We start from the raw sequence: 21294 nt of genomic DNA, 5'->3' as shown, positions 1-21294 counted from the left end.
GGCGGTGCGAATCCGGGAAGTACGCATGATCAGGATCCCCCTGCGTTCCGTGCGGGATTCCTCTTTGGCGGCTCCCGCGGTGTGAACACCACTTTTCCCGGGGCCACTGACGTTCCGGAAACGTCTCACTCACGTCCTGCAAACCCACCGCTCGCGACCGGGAGAGACCGAGCCGCGGCCGGCCTGGAGTTCCTCACCACGGGAACGCGGACGAGCAGCAGACCCGCAAACTCCCGGCGCTCGAGAATCACGATGGCCGCCCCGCTCGTCGCTCGGGCTGGGGGTGTACACCGTGGACGGTCCTGCTGCCAGGGTCAGCATTCGTCGTCGCGATGGTGAGGTCGTCGAGGGCCGTGAGTGGGTGGCGACAGCTGTCGACTTGCTGCAGTCGGCAGCGCCGTGGCGGATATTCGGCTGGTTCAAGGGGCAGAAGCTGGTTCCTGGAACGCTTCCAGCTCGTGGGGGGATACCGGGCGGTTCAGGGTGTGACCGTGTCCGGGAACCGGCGCTGTGTGCGGCCGGCGACGAGGAGTTGGTGGAGGCGTTCGAGTGCGGCGATGAGGGCGGCTCGCTCTGTGTCGTCCGCCCTGGCCAGCGCATTGGTCAGGGCCTTGTCGGCGCGTCCGGCGCGGCGCTGTTGGCCGGCGGCGCGGATGGGCTCGGTGACGTCGACCAGGGTTTTGCGTCCGTCGGAGGGGTCGGCTGCGGTGGTGACCCAGTTGCGGCCGGCCAGGGCCCGCACGCTGGTGGAGACGCGGCTTTGGGCCAGGCCGGTGCGCTTGGCGATGTCGCCTACGGCGCTGCGGCCGTTCAGGAAGAGGTCTTGGAGGACCAGGAACTCGCCGGGGGCCAGATGGGGTGCGTCGGCGCCCATGTCTTCGAGGGCGATCTCGGCTAGGCGTCGGCCGAGCTGATACAGGTCGCTCATCTCCATCCCCTCAAGTTACATCTCCTTTGATGCATCTCCAACATATACATCTTGACAGATCAATCTCTAGAGATGCATCATCCGAGATGTAAACGGCGAGCCGTACCACTGGAGAGACACCGTGAGCCTCAGCGACTACCTGCTCTGCACCGGCGTGTTCATCGCGATACTCGCCACCCAGCTCGGCACACGGCGTCCGGACGCCAGGCGGCTGCTACTGCCCGTGGGAATCGTCGCGGGCGTCGGTTTCAAGTACCTCAAGGAGATTCCCTCCGGAAGCACGGCCCACCTGATCGAGGCGGCCGGGCTCGCACTCGGCCTGCTGTTCGGCCTGGCCTCGCTCGCCCTGATCCAGGTCCGCCGCGACCCGGCCGACTCCCGCCTGGTCACCGTCGCAGGCTGGCCCTACGCCGCACTGTGGACGGCCGCGATGGCCATGCGCCTGGGCTTCGCCTACGGCTCGACCCACTGGTTCACCCACGCCCTCGCGGCGTTCTCGATCCAGCACCAGGTTCCGGCCGCCACCTACGGCACCGCCTTCGTCCTCATGGTCTTGGCCATGATCACCGTCCGAACCGCCGGCGTCCTCATCCGCGCCCGACTCGCAGGCGCCACCGTCGACTTCGGAGCGCTGGGCATCGCTCGACGCTTCGCCCGCTGAGCACCCCGGCCGGTCTGCGGGTGCTCCTCCACCGGGATCGGGTGTCCACCCACGACTCGACGACCGCTCTCATAGCGCGATACCCAGCAAGCCCCTCCACCTCGCTCAGACCCGCACCAAGACGAGAACCGCGAGGAAACGAAACGGAGTTGCGACAGCCAGCGGATGACATGGTGTGAGACACCAAGAGAAGGCCCAGGTCACAGCGTCTGCCGGCGGCAAGTACGGTGCGCTCGTGAAGAGCGCGCGCATCCTCGACGCCGAAAAGTACAACCTCTCCGTCGTCGACTGACAGAGGACACAGCACAACGTGGGGCCCCGAGGATGATGCTCGGGGCCCCGTCCGGCAGAACCTGAAGGGACACCAGTGAAAGACTCCATGACCGGGCCGTGGGCATGGGCCGGGGATCCGCGCGCCGTTATGTGGTGCGTGACCATCACCCGCGGCATCACACCCGAAGAAGTGCTCGCCCGCTACGGGGCCGACGCCCACACCGCCCGGCTTCTCACGCGACAGCAGGCCACCCACCTGGCCGACGGCGATCTGCCGGAGGGGTCGGTACTGCGGGCAGGTCAGGTGGGCGACTGGTCGTCTGCTTCGAGGACTACGGGGTCATGGGGTGCATGCCCGGCCCCTTGTCCGCACTGTCCCGCGGCACGGAAACCTTGAGTGTGCTGCGGGGCGGGGACGGCATGAACGGCTTCACGTACTGGCGGGAAGGACAGTGCGCCGAGCGGTTCGAGCCGGGCGCTGCTGGCACCAAACCGCGTCCTCCGCACCCGTGGTGGGATGCAGTACAGGAGCGGCTCGACGCATCGGGCGAGGAGTACCCCGGCTTGGTCCCGGTGCTGGAAGCGACAGCGCACCACTCTGGGGCCGTACTTGACACGGACACCCTCGACGGCCCGCTGCTCACCCTACGGCTCGTGGACAGCGACCGGACCCCTGACCCTCAAACGCGCCTTCAAGCACCTCGGCCTCCAGAAGGCGTGCGGGGCGTCCCAGTCCGACCTGGGCCACCCCGGCCACCCGCCATAGGGCAAGCCGTCAACGTCTCCAGCACCCGACACACCCACGGTGCCAAAGACGAGGAGTAGAGAAGCAGGCCCGCGCAAGGTGGTCCCTACTCGCCTCGCGCCACACGGTTACCCCCAGAGAAGGCCCGGCCGTCACCGGAGATTGGGCCTCTGGCGCTACCGCCCTGCGTGCATACCGGGCGTGGGTCGGGCTCTACGGGACCATTTCCCTGGCCGTGTCATCCGCCTGATCGAGGAAGTCGGCGGTCTTCGCCACGTGCTCAGGACCTGGACCGTGCAGGGGGAAGTCGAGACGCTGCCGGGCGATGGCGGGCGCCAGGGCCTGGGCTCCGCTCGGTGATCAGGCCGCGTGCGGCAAGGTGGGGTGGCGGCTGGGGGTATCGGCCACCGTGTCTTCCCTGAGACAATCGAGGCCGGAAAGACCACGCCGCCAACGGCGGCGGGTACGGGCAGCGCCGAAGCCTCGGTCCGCAGGCGTGAGACCGCCTCGCCGGGCTACTACCGTGCGTTGGCCGCTTTCCAGGCGAGCCGGCCGGAGCATGCCCGCGACTCGGGAATCGCGGAGTAAAGCGGCAGACCGTCGCGATGCGCGAGCTGATCCGCCCGCGTTCCCCCAGCCGGACGTCGTTCCGGACGACGCGCCGACCCCGATCGACACGACCCGTGCACAACGCCGCCGCCAGGCCACGGCCACCGAGACCGCCGTCCTGCGCCGGGCCCGACAAGAGCGTGCGGCCCGGGAAGCTAGGACGCCGACCCTCGAGCCCCCGACTTCGGCCATGGGATGGACGCCCGGACCGCCTGGGTGTGGGCCCGTCTCGCCCACCATCCCCACGAACGCGGCTACGCCATGACTCACCTGGACGACATCGCGGTGAATATGTCCCGATCATGCAGAGGTGCTGGCGTAGGTGTTGGCCTGAGTGCGCCACATTGCCGCGTACGCGCCGCTCCCGCCGCCTTGGGTGAGGAGGGTTTCGTGGGTTCCTTCTTCGACGATCTCGCCGCCGTCGAGGACGATGATGCGGTCGGCGGTGCGGGTGGAGCCGAGGCGGTGGGTGATGAGGATGACGGTGCGGCCGCTGCTGCTGAGGGTGCGGATGCGTTCGTAGACGGCTTCTTCCGCCAGGGGGTCGAGGGCTGAGGTGGGTTCGTCGCAGATCAGGGCGGGGGCGTTGCGGTAGAAGGCGCGTGCTGCGGCGATGCGCTGCCATTGGCCGCCGGAGAGGTCGCGGCCGCCCCACCAGGAGGGGGCGAGGTTGGTGTCGAGGCCGTCGGGGAGGGCGGCGAGGACGTGGTCGGCTCCGGCTGCGGCGGCGGCCGTGGTGATGGTGGGGTCGTCGCCGGGGCCTTGGCCGAGGGTGATGTTCTCGCGGGCGGTGACGGGCCAGCGGCGGAAGTCCTGGGGCAGCATCGCGAGGTTTTGCCAGATGGGTTCGGGATCGGTGCGGGTCAGGTCGGTGTTGTCCCAGGTGATGGTGTCGGTGGTGGGGGTGTAGAGGCCGGCGAGGAGTTTGGCGAGGGTGGATTTGCCGGAGCCGTTGGCGCCGACGATGGCCAGCACCTCGCCCCGGTTGACGCGGACGCTGACGTTGCGGAGGGCGGGCAGTTCGCTGCCGGGGTAGTGGAAGGTGATGTTGCGGGCCTCGATGACCTTGGGGTTGGCGGGTACAGGTTCGGGCTGGGCCGGGAGGTGGGTGCGGGCGGCGGTGTCGGTGAGGAAGTCGTCCCAGTCGCCGAGGTACAGGCCGGTCTTGTAGGTGGTGTTGGCGCTTTGGACCAGGCTGGCGAGCAGGCGCTGGCTGGTCTGGACAGTGACGAAGGCGGTGCCGGCGGCGGCCGGGGCGATGTGGCCGCCGGTGGTCAGCGACAACAGGGCGGCGTACATGCCGCCGGTGGCGGTGCCGGCGATGGCGTCGCCGAGGAGCTGGTAGCGGGCGGTGGCACGCCCGACCGCGGCGGCGGCGTCTTCGAGCCGGCCGGCGACATCGGCGAACCGCTCCAGCAGCCAGGTGCGCATGGTGCACGCGCGGACGTCCACGGCGGATTCCCGGCCGGCGGTGTGGTACATCAGGGAGTGCCGCAGGCGGCGGTCGGCGAGGGTGTGACGGTCGGCGAGGTAGGCGGCGCGGGCGGCGCGTACGGCAGCCCAGCCCCGGGGGATGACTGCCAGCAGGAGAAGAGGCAGGAGTACGGGGTGGAGGTGGGCCAGGACGCCGGCGGCCGCGAGCAGCCCGAGCAGAGCGGCGGTGACGGCGGTCAGGGCCTCGGTCATCAGGTGGGCGTCTTTGGCGGCGCGGCTGGCGGCCTCGGACTGGTCGCACCAGGCGGGGTCGTCGTAGGCGGCAAGCGGTGCGCGGGTGGCGGCTTCCAGGTAGCGCTTCTCGGCGATGCCGTCCACGCGCGGGCCGATGCGTGCGGTGGTGGCGACGGTCAGCGCGGCGACCAGGGACCGGACGCAGGCGGCGGCCGCGACGACGATCAGCGAGGGCACTGCCTGGTGCAGCCGGTCGGCCGTCGGGCCGGCGGTGAACAACGGGGCCAGGGCACTGGTGGTGGCGTACAGGCCCACAGCGGTCACGGCGCCGGTGAGGAGCTGGAGCGCGCCCGTGAGGAGGACGGGGGGGCTGCGGCCCAGGCCAGCCGGAGGGCGAGAGCGGACAGGCGCGGCAGGCGGCGGGCGATGGTCCACCAGGAGGCGTCGAGCGCGTCGTCGTGGCGTTCGGCGCTCACGCTGTACTGCGGAATCACTGCCGGCTGGAGCGCCAGGCGCCCTCGGCGGGTGTGGTGCTTGGCGGTCTGGGCGGGTGCGGAGTTGGCAGGTGGAGAAGTCGTCACACCCGCGGCAACGATTCACTCTTTCGGGTGTCACGGCCCGTTGCGGTGGCGGAGGGTGGCGAATATACGTTCTGATGCTGTCCGGCTCTCCCGCCCTCAGATGCGCAGGGCAGGCTGGTACGGCCAGACTCGCTCGGCGGGACCCTGCCCGATCACCTCACCGTGGGCCTGGACCCAGGCGTGGGCTCGTCAACCCGTGGGGGCGGGTTGGGGTTCGTGGAAGGTGCCGTCGCGGAGCATTGCGAACAGCACGTTGATGCGTTGTCGGGCCAGGCGGAGAAGTGCCTGGGTGTGGGTTTTTCCGCGGGCCCGGCATCGGTCGTAGTAGGTGCGGGAAGCGGGATCGTGCAGGGCAGCGAACGCGGACAGGAACATCGCTCGTTTCAGCTGCCGGTTGCCGCCTCTGGGTGCGTGTTCCCCGTGAATCGAGGTCCCGGACGACTTGGTCGCCGGGGCAAGGCCGGCGTAGGAGGCGAGGTGGGCGGCGGTGGGGAAGCTGGTTCCGTCGCCGACGGTGACCAGCAAGGTGGCGGCGGTCCTGACCGCGACCCCCGCAAATCGAGGTCAGGACCGCGGAAAGAGGGTGAGCCTCCAGCAGCTGTCCGATCTGCGCTTCCAGGGCTCGTCGTTGTTCGTGGACGGCCGCGAGCGAACGGGCCAGGGAGGGGATCACCAGGTCCAGGGTGCCGGTGCCCGGGACCACGACGGTCTGCTCGTCGAGCGCATCGAACACCTCGTCGATCAGCCGCTGGGACATGCGCGGAGCCTTGGGCCGGATCACCTCGACCAGCTTGCGGCGTCCGGCTTTCCGCAGGGCGGCTGGGGATCCGTAGCGTTCCAGCAGCCAGGTCACCGCGGGGTGGTCCAGGCGCGGGCCCAGGACGCGCTCCAGGCTGGGGTGGAACTGGGTGAGCAGGCCGCGTATCCGGTTCGAGGTGCGGGTCGCCTCGGCCGCCAGGTCCTGATCGAAGCCCACCAGCACGGTCAGTTCGGCGGTGATCTCGTCGGTCAGTTCCAACGAGCGCAGGGTGTGCGGCATGGTCCGGGCGGCGTCCGCGATCACCGCGGCGTCCTTCGCGTCGGTCTTCGCCTCGCCCGGGTAGAGATCGGCGATCCGCCGCATGGACAGACCGGGCAGGTAGGCGACCTTGCAGCCGGCATCCCGGGCGACCGTCAGGGGCAGGGCTCCGATCGAGGCGGGTTGGTCCACGATCACCAGCACGGTGCCGAACTTCGCGGCCAGCTTGTCGAAGACGGCCCGCAGCTTCGGCTCGCTGTTGGGCAACTGCTTGTCGAAGACCTTCTTGCCGGCCTGGGTGAGGCCGTGCCCGTGGTGGGCCGTCTTGCCGACGTCCAGACCGAGGAAGACGCCCACGTCGTCGATGTCGTCCAACCTATCCTCCCGAACGGGTTCGTGCGGTGCTGGCCGGGGCTTCGGCGCCGTATGCGCGCATCCACGTTATGCAGACCTGCCGCCCGCAAGCGGCCATGCATTGCGCCAGGCCAGGCGGTAGTCGGACCTCTCATCAGCGTCTCCAACGGCGCCTCCCGGGCCCGGGTTGAGTCGGCCTGGGACGCGGTGCCGGGATTGCTCCCGGTCCGTTTCCCCAGGCCGCTCGCCGAACCCGCCGTGCGCCTTACGACGCAACGGGCTCTCCACGGTCTCTGCCGTCGTGCGTGGTTATGCGGAGGTCCAGGGATTGGGAATCCTGTTGCCCCGGTAGCGGTAGCGGGTAACCGGCACCGCCGCCATATCGAAACAACTCGACTCCGTCCGCAGAGATCGGCTTCCAGCTCCCGTCTGGAGCCTTGAGCCACCGGCGAACGTCCTTCCGCTTCCAGCGATGCAGGGTTTGCATCCATTTCACCATCCGCCACCAGACAAAATTCGCCAGGTTACTCAGGGTGTGTTTGCAGACCGCATGCCGGAAGTAGTTGGCCCAACCGCGCATGATCAGGTTGATTCTGACCAGCACCTCCCTGGGATTCTGCTGCGACTTCCTGCTCGTCAGGGCACGAATCCTGTCCTTCAGCGACCGGATTGGCCGGTCCGCGATGAACGTGTAGACGTACCACTTGTCCGTTCCTCGCTTGTGTTTCCACTGGATGCGGAACCCAAGGAAGTCGAACGCTTCACTCATGTGCACGATTCGGGTCTTGGCCGGTGAAAGCCGCAGCCCGAGCGGTTCGAGCACTTCAGTGATTTCGTGCTGCAACTTCTCGACGTCGTCGCGGGAGCCGTGCACGAGCACCACAAAGTCGTCCGCGTAACGGCAGACCTTCCAGTTCGGCAGGCCCTTTGCGCGGCGTCGCACGCGTCGGCTAGCGGTTCCCATGGCCCCGCCGTCCTTCCACGGCCCTTGCAGGCGCTCATCAAGCGCCGACATGGCTATGTTGAAAAGCAATGGAGACAGAACACCGCCCTGCGGCGTCCCGGTGTCGGTAGCCCTCCGGTCTCCGAGTTCGGTAAGAACCCCGGACTTGAGGAACGCCTTCACCAGTGCCACGACCCGCTTGTCCTTGACCCGCTTGCGCACTCGCTCAAGGAGAGCGGAATGCGAAACGGTGTCGAAGGCCGCTTCAATGTCAGCATCCAACACCCAGCGGTAGCCTTTGGTGCCGAACAGTTGAATCTCGGCGATCGCGTCGTGGGCTCGCCGTTCGGGCCGGAATCCGTAGGAGACCGGCTCGAAGTCGGCCTCGAAAATCGGTTCCAGCACCAACTTCAGCGCCGCCTGGACAACCCGGTCTGCCACCGTCGGAATCCCGAGGGCGCGAACCTTCCCCGAACCACCCGGCTTGGGGATCTTTCGTTCCCGCACCGGCTGGGGCCGAAACGAACCATCCTTCAGGCTGGTCCGCAGGTCGTCCAGAAAACGGAAAACTCCGATCTGCTCTTCGACATGGGCGACAGTGACGCCGTCCATGCCCGCAGTTCGGGCCCCCTTGTTGCCTGCGACCCGATTGAACGCATATCGCAGCGTCATCGGATCGTGAACGAAATTGAACAGGTCGTCGAACCTGCGGCCAGGATCGGCCGCCGCCCGACGGTGAAGCTTGGCCTGCATCCCCGATACCCGCCCATCGGACTCTTCCGAGTCCTCGACAAGCGCGGCACCGTCGTTCAACGGTGCGTCTTTCGGCATTGCAGCCTCCTTCCCTTCTCGATACCGCTGCCGCCCTTCCCCATGTACGCGCCTTTCGCGCGCTCGGAGTACTGCGGCGGCTCCGCCCCGTTCCGGCCCGATCGGCCGACGATGAACCCAGCCCTTCCACCAGGACGGATCCCTGGCAGAGGGCGAGAGCCAGAACGGTTCCCGTGTTCACTGCAACTCGCTCGACGAAGTAGGAGCCCAGCTCTGTCCCTGCGGCCTCGCCACGGCTACCCCGCAGCACTTCACCGTGGCCTCCCGACGGGCATGTCAAAGCCCATCCAGGAGTTCCCCGCCCCGGTCACCCGGTTCGAGGACGCACCGCATCCGGCCCATATCTGCACAGGTTTGAGCCGGCGGGGGGTTGAGAGACGTAGACGCTGGTTCCTCTCGTACTCCTCTTCATCACGCTTGCCGGACCCGAACCATCTGGCAGTTCTGGCCCGTCCCGGCTTTGTCGGGGCCGCTCTCACCCTCACCGGCATCTCCCGGATCAGGCTGCCCCCAGCTTCACCGCCCTGCTGCGACAGGACGGCGGCGACGGTCTCTCACCTCCGCACGAGTTCACAACGCTTCATGGCGCACTGACACCACCCCCCAGGTCATCCGTTCGACAGGGGGGAACAGTCATGCCGGGCCCGGAGGCCAGCGGTCCTCTTGCAGGACCGCGGAAAACATAACGGGGGGGCTGTTCGCCGCGGATCGACGAGCCCGAGCTGCGGGTCGCCGGAGCGAGTCCGGCGTAGGCGGCGAGGTGGGCGGCGGAGGGAAAGCTGCTGCCGTCGCCGATGTCGATGAGGATTCTGGCTCCGGTCCTGACGCCGATGCCGGGCATGGACGTCAGGACCTTGGAAAGAGGGTGGGCCTCCAGCAGTTCCTGGATTCTCGTGGCGAGGAGTTTGCGCTGGTCCAGGACGGCTTGGAGCGAGCTGGCGAGGCTGGGGACGATCAGGGCGGCGGCGTCCGTGCCGGGGACGACGACGGTCTGTTCGTCGAGTGCGGTGAAGATGTCCTCGACCAGCCGCTCGGCCATCCGCGGAGCCTTCGGGCGTATCAGGCTGATCAGCCGGCGCCGTCCGGCCTTGCGGATCAGGGCTGGCGAGCCGAACTGGTCCAGCAGTCTGAGGACGGCCGGGTGCTGGATGCGCGGGCCCAGGACACGTTCGAGGTGCGGGTGGATCTGGGTGAGCAGGCCGCGCAGCCGGTTGCTGATGCGGGTGACCTTGCCGGCCAGGTCTCGTCGAAGCCGACGATCATCTCCAGCTCGGCGACGGTCTCATCGTCCAGCTCGATGGAGTGGAGCGTGTGCGGCAGCGACCGGGCGGCGTCGGCGATGACGAAGGCGTCACGGGCGTCGGTCTTGGCCTCGCCGGGGTAGAGGTCGGCGATCCGCCGCATCGTGAGACTGGGCAGATAGGCGACCTGGCAGCGCATGTCGCGGGCCACCGCGATGGGCAGGGCGCCGATAGAAGCCGGCTGGTCGACGACTACGAGCACGGTGCCGTGCTTGGCCTGCAGCTTCGCGAAGAGCTCGCGGAGTTTGGGCTCGTTGTTGGGTAGCCGCTTGTCGAAGGTTTTCTTCCCGGTCGGGGTGACAGCGGTGGCGTGGTGTTCGCCCTTGCCGACGTCCAGGCCGAGGAAGACGCCGATGTCGCTGATGTCGATCACGTGCAGTCTCCGGTCGTACTCGCCCGGCCGTCCAGCGGCACCGATCGCCACATCCACATTACGAAGAGCCTCCCTGCCTCCGGAGAAGCTGGTGGTCATGCCCCTAATCAGCAGTCTGTCGATGCCTCCGGAGCCGGTGACACCACCCCCCGGGCCATGCGTTCGACAGGGGGGACCAGTCATGCCAGCTCCAGAGGCCGGGAGCCCCATTGCGGGGCCACGAAGAAGGTAATGGGGGAGGCTCCAAACCGCCTCATGCTGGGTTGGCTGAAGACCGTCGTGGTGAGCGATGAGGAAAAGGCGCCGTATGAGGCGTCAGGTGGGGACTGGAAAGGCGAACGCAAGTGAATCGCTGCTGACGTGTCGAAAAAGATGAAGACGACATCGAAACCGGGATGTGACCACTATCCCGGGATGAGCCTGGCGGGTGCCCGTTTATTGGCCAGGTGGTGTCCGGCATGTAGGCGACGCGAGTCCAGTCTGCTGCTTTCGCATGGAACAGGAGAAGGCAGGTCGCGACACACCCCGCCACGGCGCGGGGGAGAGGGAGTGCTCCAAGCGGCGGACACCGCGAGGGGTCGAGTACCGACGCGGGACCTGCTGGCGGACCTGCTCGTAGTAGTGACGAAGCCTCTGTAATGGGGGTGGAGCGAAGGGGCCGGGTCGTTCGTGATGAAGCTGGAGCTGCGGCTGTTGGAAGTCTTCGGACACGGCGGAGCACTCAAGAGCTCCTGGTACGGCGACTGCCTCCCAGGGTTCGGCCCGGACAGCCGCGACACATCACCGCGCTCACCCGCACCGGCAACGAGTACACCCTGAAGCTGACCGGCGCCCCTCGCCCCGGCTACAGGAAGGAGCCGGCCTCCCTGGCCGCCGACGTCGCCTACACCGCCGACCGGATGCTCACCAGCGACCCGAGCGACTCGGAACGCGCGACGGCCGAACTCCTCAACTACGTCGCCGCCACCTGGGAGGAGCAGAACGTCCCGCCGCGCCAGCACGCCCAGGCCGTCGCCCGCGCCCTGACCCGGTAGGGGATCCGTCCATGCCCGCATCCATGGGTACCCGGCGCGCGTACCGCGAGGTGACGACCCGCCGGGAGGACCAGCCGCTGAGCGCGCAGCCCGACCACGCACCTCTCACGCCGTACGCGCCCGCACCGGGAGCTCCGGCCGAACTCCTCGACCAGCTGCGCGCCGATCAGCGCGCCGCACCGTGGGTGCCGGCCTTCGAGCAGGAGTGGGCGACGGCGCTGGAGGAGTCCCGCCGGGCGTTCTCTCTCGCTGGGCTGTACGAGGTAGTCCAGGTCTGGCAGGCCCGCCTCGCCTCCGCCCCGGCGGTCGAGGCATTTCTCGACTCCAGCCGCGACGAGACCGGGTTCGTGGACCTGGAGGAGATCCGGAGCAGGCGCCGGTAACAGGACAGCTGTATACGGTTCGGCTGTCGCCGTCGGCCGACTACCTCGCTGCCTGCCAGGCCACCGAATGGACCCCGAACTCGCTCTCACGCGCAATTTAGGCTGTCGCATGGGGGCGGAGCCCGGAGCCCCGGGCCTCCCTGTGGATCCGGGCTCCGCCCCCATTCTCGGCGATGGTCGACCGCCCGGTGCTCGACTGCCGACTCGATGGCTCAGCTCAGCCGGTCGTCGTCCAGTTGTGCCACTTGTCGTTGTAGAAGCAGTTCTGCCAGTAGTGGTAGCCCTGGTTGACGTAGACGATGATGCAACGGCGCGGATCGCCGGTGCCGTTCGGGCCCATCATGTTGTCGGCACGGCCGTTGCCCGGCATCTCCTTCCAGCCGCCAGCGCTCTTCCAGACGTGCCAGATCGTCCGGTCCGGCGCGATCACGAAGACCTCGTCGGTGCGGCCGTCGCGGTTCCAGTCGACGCGGCTGACATCAGTGCCGCATTTGTAATAGCCCTGGTAGCCCCAGACCTTGATGGGCTTCTTGCAACTCGCCGCGGAGAGGGCGACCTCCTGGTGTGCCGCGGTCGAGGTGGCCGCGTTGGCCGGCAGGGCAGCGCCCGTCAGGCCTGCCAGGGCCACCGTCATGCCGAGAGCAGCTTGTGTGATGACGCGCATCGGTCTTTCCGTTTCTGTGTGAGTGGTTCGGTCGGGTGCGGTTGAAGGATGCGAGGACGGTGCGGGGTGGACCGCACCGTCTGGGCTCGCACCACCGAGATTGCTGGCCATTCCGGAGCTGGACCAGCGAAGTCCGTCCCGTTGGGACACCGTGGGACATCCAGCGCGTTGACCTGCTGGGACGTCCGGCAGAACGCGGCATGGCTGGGATGCCCGTCCCAGTAGGGGTTGGCCGAAAGACATGGCCATGGCCCCTCTGCCGGGCTCGCGGCGTGTGTGCAAGGTGTATCTACCGGAGAAACAAGAGGGCGAAAGCCTTGGGGATCCTTGACGCGTACGGGGTGGAGCATGTCGCGTTGGCAGGAATTGCCGGATTCGCTGGACCAGAGGGTCCGGCAACTCGTGGCGCAGTTACGGAGGTTAAAGGACCGCAGCGGGCTGAGCCTGGTCTCGCTCGCGTCCAAGACCGGATACAGCCGCTCGTCGTGGGAGCGCTATCTCAATGGCAAGGCGCTGCCGCCACGGCACGCGGTGGAGGAGCTGGCACGGGTCGCGGGGGCGGATCCGGTCCGGCTGCTGGTGCTGCACGAGGTGGCCGAGGAAGCCTGGCAGCAGCCGACCGCGCCGTCCTCGTCGGCCGGTGCGAAGGACGGAGGCGGGCTGGGAGTACGGGGCGAGGCTGCTGCCGAGCGTTCTGCGGCGTCGGAGGAGCTGCCCGCGGTTGCGCAGCCGCCGGGTGTGCGCAGGTTCGTTGTCCTCGTTGCCGTTGTGGCCGCCGCGCTCGCGGGACTGGCCGCCGGGATGCTGATCGCCGCGCCCTGGGGCGATGACGGCGGCGGGGGCGACGGGACCAGGAAGGCGGTGGACACGGCAGACCCCCGGCCGGACAGCGACGCCGCCGCCCTGAACGGGTCGGGCCGGTACGTCTTCAAGTTGGGCGAGTCCTACCCCTGCAAGGTCCGCAGGACCGGCGCGGGTGGGGGACTGGGCGCGGGATACAGCACGACACGCACCGCTGTCCTGGCCGGGCCGGGCTGGGAAGTGGTGGAGGCCCAGTGCCTCCTGCGTCATCACCGGTTGAATCCCGGTAACGTTGACGGGGTGTACGGGCAGCAGACCATCGCGGCCGTCGCGCGGCTGCAGAAGAAGGCCGGGCTGCCGGCGGACGGCATCGTCGGTCCGCACACCTGGCGGGTGCTGCGCCGATGACCGGTTCCGCACCGGAGTGCGTGGCACTGGCCGAGAGTCTCCGCGAGATGAGGGCCCGTACGGGCCTGAGCCTGGCGGCGCTGGCCGAGCGCACCGCGTACAGCAAGTCCTCGTGGGAGCGCTACGTCAACGGGAAGAAGCCGGTGCCCCGGCAGGCGGTCGAGGCGCTGTGCGCGATCGCGGGGGAGTCCCCGGGGCGGCTGCTGGCGCTGTGGGAACTGGCAGACGCCGAGTGGAGCGGACGTGCCCGACAGACCCGCCCCGCTGTCCCGCCCCTGCCCGCCCCGGCACCGGCGGGGGCTGGAGGCACCACGGGCGCCGACGGGCGGGCGCGGCGTCGGCGGCTCTTCAGGGTGGGTGTGGGGGCGGCCGCATTGGTCGCCGCCGCGGTGACAGCGCCGGTCTGGGGGTGGAGCCGCCCCAGCACTGAACAGCCGACGAACCCGGCGTCCCCCGCGCCGGACCCGGCCCCCGGGTGTCAGGGGAAAGCGTGTGACGGGAAGGATCCCGACGCCATGCTCTGCGGACTGCCCGGCCGGGTGGACTCGCTCGGGCCGCAGCACCGCACCGGAACCGGCGCGGGTGTGGAGATCCGGTACAGCGAGGTGTGCGCCGCCGCGTGGGGCCGAATCTGGCACGCGAGGATCGGGGACACGATCGAAATCTCGGCTCCCGGCACCCGGCCGCGTGGCATCGTCGTCAGAGACACGGCGGATACCGGGGTCTACCGCTTCACGCCCATGGTCGGGGCTCGGGACCGCACCGGCCTGCGGCTCTGCTTCGTACCGGCGGGCGGCACGGGCGAGGAGTGCTTCGACTCCTGAGAGTGAGACGTTTCAGCCGATTCTGGACTACCGATCCGCCCACGGACGGCCAAGGGCATCGAGACGGCATGCGCGTGGTGGGCGCGCATGCAGTGTTCGGTGTTCGGGTCGGGGGGCGAGTACACCGGTGATCTCCCGCAACTTGAAGGCGGTGAGGGAGGGGTGAGCGACGGCGTCGGCCGCCTCCCTCCAGTGTGACGTACCGGAGGCAGCCGCGTACCCGGCGCCGGGGTGCCCAGCGCGAGGACTTCGTGCTGGAGACCGTGTACTGGGACGCGGACACCGCTCATCTGCTGCCCCGGCTGATCAGGCTCCGTAGCGCGGCCCGGTGTTCGTCACCCACCGCCGCCCGGGGTCCGGGAAGGTCGTGAGCCCGCGCGACGTCTGCCCGGACACCGGGCTGGTCCGGCTGTCGTACGGGCAGGCCCGCGCCCTGGCCCGCGCCCTGCTGGACGCGCACACAGCCGTCGGCGGGGTGGCGGGCACGGGGCGGGACCTGCGTGAATACCGGCACTCCGGACTCACCCACCTCGGCGAGGCCGGGGCCAGCCTGCCCATGCTCATGGCGAAGTCACGGCACAAGAAGCCGGAGAACGTACAGCGCTACTCCACCCGTCGGCGGAGGCGATCGCTGAGGTCAACGGCCTGCTCGCGCCAGGTAACAGCAGGCGCTGAGGTCAGCCGTGGACGACCATGCCTTCCCGCACGATCGTCAGCTTGTGCGGACCGGCCTCCATCCAGGGCCCGAAGAACGGGTCATCCGGCGTGTACTCACGCGCGTACGCCCCCCAGAACCCGCGACCAGCAACTTCAAGATGAACACTGCCCAGTCCGGCGGGCCGGCATGTCCCACACGTGCGTCACACGCCGAGCTGTCCCGGCAGGTCAGCCGGTGGAACGTCCCACGAATCACTCGTTTGGACGCAATCCCTGGCAACTGACGTTGGCTGGCGCGCAATCTCGATGTGCAGCTAGGAGGCAGCCCGCGCTGCCTCCACCACTAAGGGAGGACAACAACAATGCTGACGACGAAGAGCAAGGCCATCATCAGCTCAGCCGTTCTTGTGCTGGCAGGCGCCCTGGGCGCTACGGCTCCGGCACAGGCTGCTTCTGCGCCCGTCGCCGCCGCCGGCGGAACGGCACCCGCGTGCATCGATCGGAGTGATGTCACCAACAACCCCGACGGCGGCATATCAGGCTATGTGTACAACGACTGTGGCACGACGATGCGCGTCAGGATCATCGTCCACAGCTGGCGGGACACCTCCTGCCAGTCCATCCCAAACAAGCACAGCAAGTACTTCCACACCGTCGGCGGGCGTTACGACCGAACTGCGGTCTGCTGACACGTATGTACAGCTGACTTCACGACTCGGGAACAAAGCCAGTGTCAACCTGCTTGGACGTGGTGTCGAACACGACCCTAAACGCCAAGGCCATGAAGTTACGGGTCTGGGTGTGGCCGCAAGTGAGGTCTGATCTGGAAGAACGCCGGACACGAGAAGCGGAGCCCCGGTAGAACTGGCTGGTCCGCCAAGACAAGCCGTTCACAGCACTGGAGGCTCCGCTGTCGGGTCATTCGGGCTTCCGGTCCCCGGCCAGGCGCCGCTCGGCGAGCGCCATCTCCTCGCCGTCGATGACCTCCTGTCAGGCCCGTTCGACATCGGCGGCGGGTACGACGCCGGGGTGCCGATAGGCGGCGAGGAACCTGATGTTCTCCAGCAGGATCGGCTCGGCACCCGACCAGATCTCGTACTCCCAGCCGTGCCGCTCGATCAGATGCCCCGGCCAGGCCAGCGCCTGCGCGATCTTGGGGTCCTGCAGGCGCGAGGCCGGCTTGACGTTGACGACGCGCACCGTGCCCGAGCACATCACCAGAAGGAAGTCCGGAACATGGCTGCGTACCTTGCCCTCGATTCGCGCCACCATGCGTAAGGGCTGGGCGTAGATGCCGCACACCGCCGGATCGAAGTCGGCGAGCAGCAGGCGGGCCAACTCCAGGCGACTCTCGTAGACGACCTGGCCGCCCGTCGTCGCCGACGCGTAGTCGCCCGAGTAGTGCGCCATCCCGTGTACCGAACGAACCCTGCGCCACGGCTCCGACTCGTCGCTGGACCGAATTGACGCTGTCGGGACCTTGTTCTTGCTACGGCCCCTCCTCGGGCGCTGCTGGAGCGCGGTCAAGTACGGCAGTCGCTCGGGAAGCAGCCGGGTGGGGGTGATGACGGCGGTCTGGGGAATGGTCGAGGGCACTGGTCCTCCGGTTGCGGTTGGGCTTGGTCGGGTGATGCCGCGCGGGAGACGCGGGCGGGCTAGGAGTGGCTCGGGTGGGTGGTTGCGCGGGGCCTGCCCGGGCGCTGCGACCAGGGGCCGATCACGGACGTGGTGGTGAGCGCGATAAGGCTCAGGTGCTGGGGAAGGGTCAGGTGGAAGGCCGCGAGACGCTCCGTGTCGTGCAGTTCATGGGCGGGGGGCGCGGTCGCGACTATCTGGGCCAGCACGCCCGGTGCTTGAGCGGCAGCGCTCTCGGGCGCACACCAGCGCACGGCGAGCAGCTGGCCGGTGTCTCGTCCAGCCGTCGCCCAGATCCAGGCCGGACCTGCCCGCGTTGACGTCCGTCGGCACGAAAAGGTCCTCCCAGCTGCACTGATGCGACCAGACGGACCCGGTGTCAGCGGCTTCGACTACCCTTCCCGACCCAGCGTGTGTAGCGGCCATGAGCTCATCGAAGCGCCGTGGAGAACCTCATGCTCCCGATCTTCGTTTCTGGTGACGGAAAGACTGCTGAATGAGCGTCTGTGACAAGTCGGATGCCTCGCTGGTGACAACCAGGCTGCCTCGACCGTCCCCATTCGCCAGCTCAGCCGGTCCCGCTGGTGACAACTCCTGATCTTCGGCTCAGGTGTGACTGAGCGCTTCACTTGGCGGATGAGCGGTTGAGTTGGCGAGTTGAGTTTGCGCGCGTTGACAGGTTGCGATGTGCCGGGTTGGCATCTTGCTGGGGCTGCTGGCATCTGCCGCCGCGCCGGATGGGCGTGTGCTCGCGCCGCCTTGGGTGAACACCTGCACATGGCGGTACCGTTCCCAACGTGTCCTGCGGGCAGTACGCAGTGTCGCGTTCCGTTGGGGCACTGGCCGGCCCTGGCGGCCTGGCCAAGGACCCGTGGCGGGAGGAGGGAAGGTGTCAGTTTCATGATCGGCCCTACTGCCCCACGAGTACGGCGGATCACTCGCCCCGATGTGATCCTGCGCGGGGAGGAGGTCGGTGCCGGACTGACCTTCCTGCTCCTTCACGCCGGTGGCGAACGCCGTCAGGTGTGGGGACCGGTCAGCGAGGTCCTCGTCGATGTCGGGTACCGGTGTGTGGCCTTCGACCAGCGAGGTCACGGCGACAGCGCGGGCAGTGCTCGGACACTGTCCGCGTGCGCGGACGACGTCGCCGCGATGGTGCACACCGAGCCACCGGCAAGCGTGGTAGTCGGTGCCTCACTCGGCGGGCTCGCCGCGATCGCCGCTCTCGCGGATCCGGCAGTGCGAGCCAGGGTGGCGGGGCTGGTGCTGGTCGACGTCGTACCCTGCCTCGAACCTTCCAGGGTTCGCCGCTTCCTCGCTTCCGTCGGCCCGCTCGGCGCCCACACCGAGCTCGTCGAGGACGTCCTCGCCCAGGTCCCACGGCTACGGCAGGTCACCGCGGAACTCGACCTGCCCTTCCTGCTCGTCCATGGCGACAACGGCTCGTCGCTCACCGACGAGGACATCGACCAGTTGCTGCACCTGGCTCCTCACACCACAGTTCGGCCCATTCGTGGCGCCGGGCACCTCATTGCCCGCGATCAGCCCGTGGTCTTGGCCCAAGCCGTCATCGCCACCACCGCTGCCTGGCGGTGAGCACGCCACTAGTTTCCGGTACCCCGCGAAGGAGGGTGACGTCATCGCAGGCGAGGCCGCGGTGCTGGTCGAGTCCGTCAACGACAGGTGCCCGGCCAACGCGCAACTCGCCAATTGAACTGCTCAGTCACACCCGGCCGTGAGCCGAGGCACGATAGTTGTCACATAGGCAGGATTGTTGTCACCGGCGACGCTGTGAGTGCATGGAAGGTTGATCTGCCGGTTGAGGCTTCACTTTCCGGCCTGGCGGGCGCAGTGGTGGGCGACGGTGTCGGCGAAGGCGCGGGCCAGTGGGGAGAGGGCGTCCCAGTGGCGGACGGCCCAGCCCGCGGTGAGCGCGGGGAGGGCGGGGATCGGGATCAGCCGCAGGCCGGGGTGGCCGGGGCCGGTCCACTCGGGCAGGGTCGGGACGACCGCGTGGCCGAGCCCGAGCTCGGCCAGCAGGATCGCGGTGTCCCAGTCGGTGACGCTGGTGTCGAAGATCGGCCGGATGCCCGATTCGGCGAGCCGTGAGCCGAGCTGGATACGCGCGGTCGAGTTCTCGGGCAGGCCGATGAGCCGGGCATCCTGCAGGTCAGCGGGGTCGATGAAGGACTTGGCGGCGAGCGGGTCGCCGGCCGCAACTGCGAGTGACCAGGGCAGGTGGACGACGGGGCGCTGCTCCACGGCGCTGCCCGCCGGCCGCAGGGTGATCCAGGCGAGGTCCACCGCGCCGACGGCGAGCGCGTCGAAGCAGCCGCGGCTGGAGGTCTTGGTCTGGAATTCGAGACTGGCTCGCGGGAAGCGCCGGCGGAAGTCGACCACGGCGGCGGCCATGAAGTGCCGGACGGTTGTGGCACCGGTGGTGACCCGTACCGATCCGCCCTCCGCGCGGCCGAGTTCCTCGATCCGGCGCACTGCCTGGTCGATGCGCCCCAGGCCCTCGGTCACCGCCGTGTGCAGCAGCCGCCCCGCCGAGGTCGGCGCAATCCCGCGCGGGTGGCGTTCGAGCAGGCTGAGTCCCAGTTCGCGCTCGAGTCGCTTCACGTGCTGGCTGACGGCCGACTGCGTACAGCCCAGTTCACGGGCGGCACCGCTGAGCGAACCGGTTCGGCAGGCCGCGGCAAAGACACGGAGATCGTCAAGTGTCACGGACCCAAGCTACTGCTTGGGTGTTGCCCAGCCAATCCGTGGATTGACTTGGGTATCGCGAGGTTTGATCATCGTTCCGGGCCCAGGGCGGCAACCCGCCCGCTGTCTCTTCCGCGGTCCGGACGCGGTCCTGGATGCGGGCGGGTGCCGACCCGCCACGGGCCCGACTGGCTTCCCGGCCCCGGCCGCCCCACCTCTCGACTCATTGATTTCCCGGACAGGAGCACACATGAGCACAACCACGACCGTGGCGGTTCTCGGCCCAGGCGGCGTCGGCGGCCTGGTCGGTGCGCTGCTCGCCCGTGCCGGCCACCGCGTCGTCTGCCTGGCGGGGGAACAGACCGTCGCCGTGCTGCGCCGGGACGGGCTGCGCGTCGACAGCAATCGGTACGGGGAGTTCATCGCGGTGGTGGAGTCCGACACCGAGTTGCGCGAGCCGGTAGACGCTGTCTTTGTGACGGTCAAGCAGACCGCGCTCGCCGAGGCGCTCGACCGCATCCCGGCCGAGGTGCTCGGCACGGCGGTCGTGGTCCCGCTGCTCAACGGCCTCGACCATCTCGCCGTGCTCCGCGAGCGCTTCCCCTCTGCCCGGGTCGTCGCGGGCACCATCCGGGTCGAGGCCACCCGCACGGCGCCCGGCCGCATCGCCCACACCAGCCCGTTCGCCGACCTCGAACTAGCCGCCCCCGTTGATGACTTCGCGGCGTTGCTGCGACAGGCTGGTCTAGGCGTGACCGTACGCGAGGACGAGAGCGCGATGCTCTGGGACAAGCTGGCCTTCCTCGCCCCGTTCGCCCTGCTGACCACCCACCACCAGGCCGACATCGGCGCCGTCCGTGATCGGCACCGGCTCGAGCTGCTCACCGTCCTCGACGAGATCGCGGCCGTAGCCCGCGCCGCCGGCGCGCCCGTGACCGCCGAGGGGCTGCTCTCCTTCTTCGAACGCGTCCCCGGGACGATGAGGTCCTCGATGCAGCGCGACGCCGAGGCCGGCCGTCCGCTGGAACTCGACGCCATCGGCGGAGCCGTCCTACGCGCCGGAGCCGCCCACGGCATAGCCATCCCGGCCACCGCCCGACTGGTCGCCGAGCTGGCACAGTCCGCAAAACGGGTGGCCTGATGGGGCGGCCCGCCCCGGCGCGATGGCCGCGGGCCGAGAAGTTCCTGTCCGACCGCGGCGCCGCCCGGACGGCCCATCCGGGCGGAACGCTCCTGGACCACCTGCACCGTGTCACCCGCCTACTCTCCGCCTGGGGCGCCGACCCTGACGTCCAGCTCGCGGGGCTGTGCCACGCTGCCTACGGAACGGACGGATTCGACGGGTCGCTCCTGGGCATCACCGAGCGCTGGGTGCTCGCCGAACTGATCGGCGATCGCGCGGAGGCCCTGGTGTACCTGTACGCGAGCTGCGACCGGGCAGCCGTCTATCCTCGCCTGGGCAACGGGCTTCCGGTGGGCTTCCATGACCGCTTCACGGGCCGGGAACACACTCCGGCCGCGGCGGACGTACGCGCCATCGTGGAGATCACGGCCGCCAACGAGCTCGACGTGCTGGCCCATAACGTCGGGCTGGCCGAACGCCACGGCCCGGCTCTGTACCGCCTGTTCGCCCGCTCACGCGAGCTGCTGTCCGCGCCAGCGTGGAACGCCTGCACCGAGCAGCTGGCCCGGTACGCCCCCCGGGGATCGTGATCCGCGGCCTGGACCACCTGGTGCCGACCGTCACCGTCGTCGAGCGGACCACTGCCTTCAACCAGCGGGTCCTCGGTATGCGGCCCGTCACCTGCGGGGAGGGGCGCCGCGCGCTGGACTTCGGCAGCAGCAAGATCAACCTCCACCTGACAGGCCGCGAACTCCTTCCCCACGCCGCCCGACC

At 68.9% G+C, this 21294-nt stretch carries 19 protein-coding genes and 3 pseudogenes; 12 read left to right on the top strand and 10 right to left on the bottom strand.

What is annotated here, in order from left to right:
- Nucleotides 1-478: 478 nt before the first annotated feature.
- Complete coding sequence (locus BBH68_RS31085; protein WP_158080357.1) at nt 479-928, bottom strand: MarR family winged helix-turn-helix transcriptional regulator; 450 nt, start codon at nt 926-928, stop codon at nt 479-481.
- Nucleotides 929-1049: 121 nt separating this feature from the next.
- On the opposite strand from BBH68_RS31085, the gene BBH68_RS31080 reads away from it, so the two are divergent.
- Nucleotides 1050-1589 (top strand): hypothetical protein, encoded by a 540-nt coding sequence (locus BBH68_RS31080; protein ID WP_065967068.1) that lies wholly within the window; start codon nt 1050-1052, stop codon nt 1587-1589.
- A gap of 396 nt (nt 1590-1985) precedes the next feature.
- On the top strand, nt 1986-2687 hold the full coding sequence (locus tag BBH68_RS44595; protein ID WP_425428867.1) for a DUF6461 domain-containing protein: 702 nt from the start codon (nt 1986-1988) through the stop codon (nt 2685-2687).
- An 829-nt stretch (nt 2688-3516) separates the two neighbouring features.
- Here the strand turns inward: BBH68_RS44595 and BBH68_RS31075 are convergent.
- From BBH68_RS31075 to BBH68_RS31060, 5 genes and pseudogenes are all read right to left on the bottom strand, one after another.
- Nucleotides 3517-5208: an ABC transporter ATP-binding protein gene (locus BBH68_RS31075; RefSeq protein WP_141713096.1), complete on the bottom strand. Its 1692-nt coding sequence runs from the start codon at nt 5206-5208 to the stop codon at nt 3517-3519.
- Nucleotides 5205-5360 carry a hypothetical protein gene (locus BBH68_RS42270; protein WP_158080358.1) on the bottom strand — a complete coding sequence of 52 codons (156 nt, stop codon included), beginning with the start codon at nt 5358-5360 and terminating at the stop codon, nt 5205-5207. The genes BBH68_RS31075 and BBH68_RS42270 overlap by 4 nt, the downstream gene beginning before the upstream one ends.
- A 294-nt stretch (nt 5361-5654) precedes the next feature.
- Nucleotides 5655-6858, bottom strand: a pseudogene (locus BBH68_RS31070) (IS110 family RNA-guided transposase).
- A gap of 244 nt (nt 6859-7102) precedes the next feature.
- Complete coding sequence (gene ltrA / locus BBH68_RS31065) at nt 7103-8611, bottom strand: group II intron reverse transcriptase/maturase (RefSeq protein WP_245738393.1); 1509 nt, start codon at nt 8609-8611, stop codon at nt 7103-7105.
- A 685-nt stretch (nt 8612-9296) separates the two neighbouring features.
- A pseudogene (locus BBH68_RS31060) lies at nt 9297-10285 on the bottom strand (IS110 family RNA-guided transposase); the annotation flags it as partial.
- A gap of 899 nt (nt 10286-11184) precedes the next feature.
- Between BBH68_RS31060 and BBH68_RS44125 the strand changes: the two are divergent.
- Entirely contained in the window at nt 11185-11319 is a 135-nt protein-coding gene (locus tag BBH68_RS44125) for a hypothetical protein (protein WP_281182503.1), read from the top strand.
- 77 nt (nt 11320-11396) lie between these two features.
- Nucleotides 11397-11702: a DUF6247 family protein gene (locus BBH68_RS31055; RefSeq protein WP_065967070.1), complete on the top strand. Its 306-nt coding sequence runs from the start codon at nt 11397-11399 to the stop codon at nt 11700-11702.
- Nucleotides 11703-11919: 217 nt separating this feature from the next.
- Here BBH68_RS31055 and BBH68_RS31050 read toward each other — a convergent pair whose 3' ends face one another.
- Nucleotides 11920-12366 carry a PLL family lectin gene (locus BBH68_RS31050; protein WP_065967067.1) on the bottom strand — a complete coding sequence of 149 codons (447 nt, stop codon included), beginning with the start codon at nt 12364-12366 and terminating at the stop codon, nt 11920-11922.
- 348 nt (nt 12367-12714) lie between these two features.
- Between BBH68_RS31050 and BBH68_RS31045 the strand changes: the two genes are divergently transcribed.
- The 4 genes and pseudogenes from BBH68_RS31045 (at nt 12715) to BBH68_RS41625 (ending at nt 15745) form a co-directional block, all read left to right on the top strand.
- Nucleotides 12715-13575 carry a helix-turn-helix domain-containing protein gene (locus BBH68_RS31045; RefSeq protein ID WP_065967066.1) on the top strand — a complete coding sequence of 287 codons (861 nt, stop codon included), beginning with the start codon at nt 12715-12717 and terminating at the stop codon, nt 13573-13575.
- On the top strand, nt 13572-14399 hold the full coding sequence (locus tag BBH68_RS31040; RefSeq protein WP_065967065.1) for a helix-turn-helix domain-containing protein: 828 nt from the start codon (nt 13572-13574) through the stop codon (nt 14397-14399). The genes BBH68_RS31045 and BBH68_RS31040 overlap by 4 nt, the downstream gene beginning before the upstream one ends.
- Before the next feature lie 215 nt (nt 14400-14614).
- Nucleotides 14615-15074, top strand: a pseudogene (locus tag BBH68_RS43515) (site-specific integrase); the annotation flags it as partial.
- A gap of 344 nt (nt 15075-15418) precedes the next feature.
- Nucleotides 15419-15745 carry a hypothetical protein gene (locus BBH68_RS41625; RefSeq protein WP_141713094.1) on the top strand — a complete coding sequence of 109 codons (327 nt, stop codon included), beginning with the start codon at nt 15419-15421 and terminating at the stop codon, nt 15743-15745.
- Nucleotides 15746-16046: 301 nt separating this feature from the next.
- Here the strand turns inward: BBH68_RS41625 and BBH68_RS31035 are convergent, their stop codons facing one another.
- Together BBH68_RS31035 and BBH68_RS31030 are read right to left on the bottom strand one after the other, a co-directional pair.
- Complete coding sequence (locus BBH68_RS31035) at nt 16047-16652, bottom strand: TnsA-like heteromeric transposase endonuclease subunit (RefSeq protein ID WP_281182502.1); 606 nt, start codon at nt 16650-16652, stop codon at nt 16047-16049.
- Nucleotides 16653-16711: 59 nt separating this feature from the next.
- A complete protein-coding gene (locus tag BBH68_RS31030) occupies nt 16712-16900 on the bottom strand; it encodes a hypothetical protein (protein WP_245738392.1) in 189 nt (62 codons plus the stop codon).
- A gap of 739 nt (nt 16901-17639) precedes the next feature.
- Between BBH68_RS31030 and BBH68_RS31025 the strand changes: the two genes are divergently transcribed.
- A complete protein-coding gene (locus BBH68_RS31025; RefSeq protein ID WP_211301912.1) occupies nt 17640-18287 on the top strand; it encodes an alpha/beta fold hydrolase in 648 nt (215 codons plus the stop codon).
- 231 nt (nt 18288-18518) lie between these two features.
- On the opposite strand, the gene BBH68_RS31020 is transcribed toward BBH68_RS31025, so the two are convergent.
- A complete protein-coding gene (locus BBH68_RS31020; RefSeq protein WP_065967063.1) occupies nt 18519-19418 on the bottom strand; it encodes a LysR family transcriptional regulator in 900 nt (299 codons plus the stop codon).
- A gap of 229 nt (nt 19419-19647) precedes the next feature.
- Here BBH68_RS31020 and BBH68_RS31015 point away from each other — a divergent pair, with 229 nt between their 5' ends.
- From BBH68_RS31015 to BBH68_RS31005, 3 genes are all read left to right on the top strand, one after another.
- Nucleotides 19648-20538, top strand: coding sequence for a ketopantoate reductase family protein (locus BBH68_RS31015; RefSeq protein ID WP_065967062.1), 891 nt, complete (start codon nt 19648-19650; stop codon nt 20536-20538).
- Complete coding sequence (locus BBH68_RS31010; protein WP_065967061.1) at nt 20538-21110, top strand: DUF6817 domain-containing protein; 573 nt, start codon at nt 20538-20540, stop codon at nt 21108-21110. The genes BBH68_RS31015 and BBH68_RS31010 overlap by 1 nt, the downstream gene beginning before the upstream one ends.
- Nucleotides 21107-21294: VOC family protein (locus BBH68_RS31005; RefSeq protein ID WP_483855359.1), on the top strand; the 188-nt coding region annotated here is incomplete at its 3' end. The genes BBH68_RS31010 and BBH68_RS31005, both read left to right, overlap by 4 nt.

Origin of the sequence: Streptomyces sparsogenes (assembly GCF_001704635.1) — a bacterium.
Lineage (GTDB): Bacteria > Actinomycetota > Actinomycetes > Streptomycetales > Streptomycetaceae > Streptomyces > Streptomyces sparsogenes.
The sequence above is the reverse complement of the archived record's forward strand: the minus strand, read 5'-3'. Positions and strand labels throughout refer to the sequence as shown.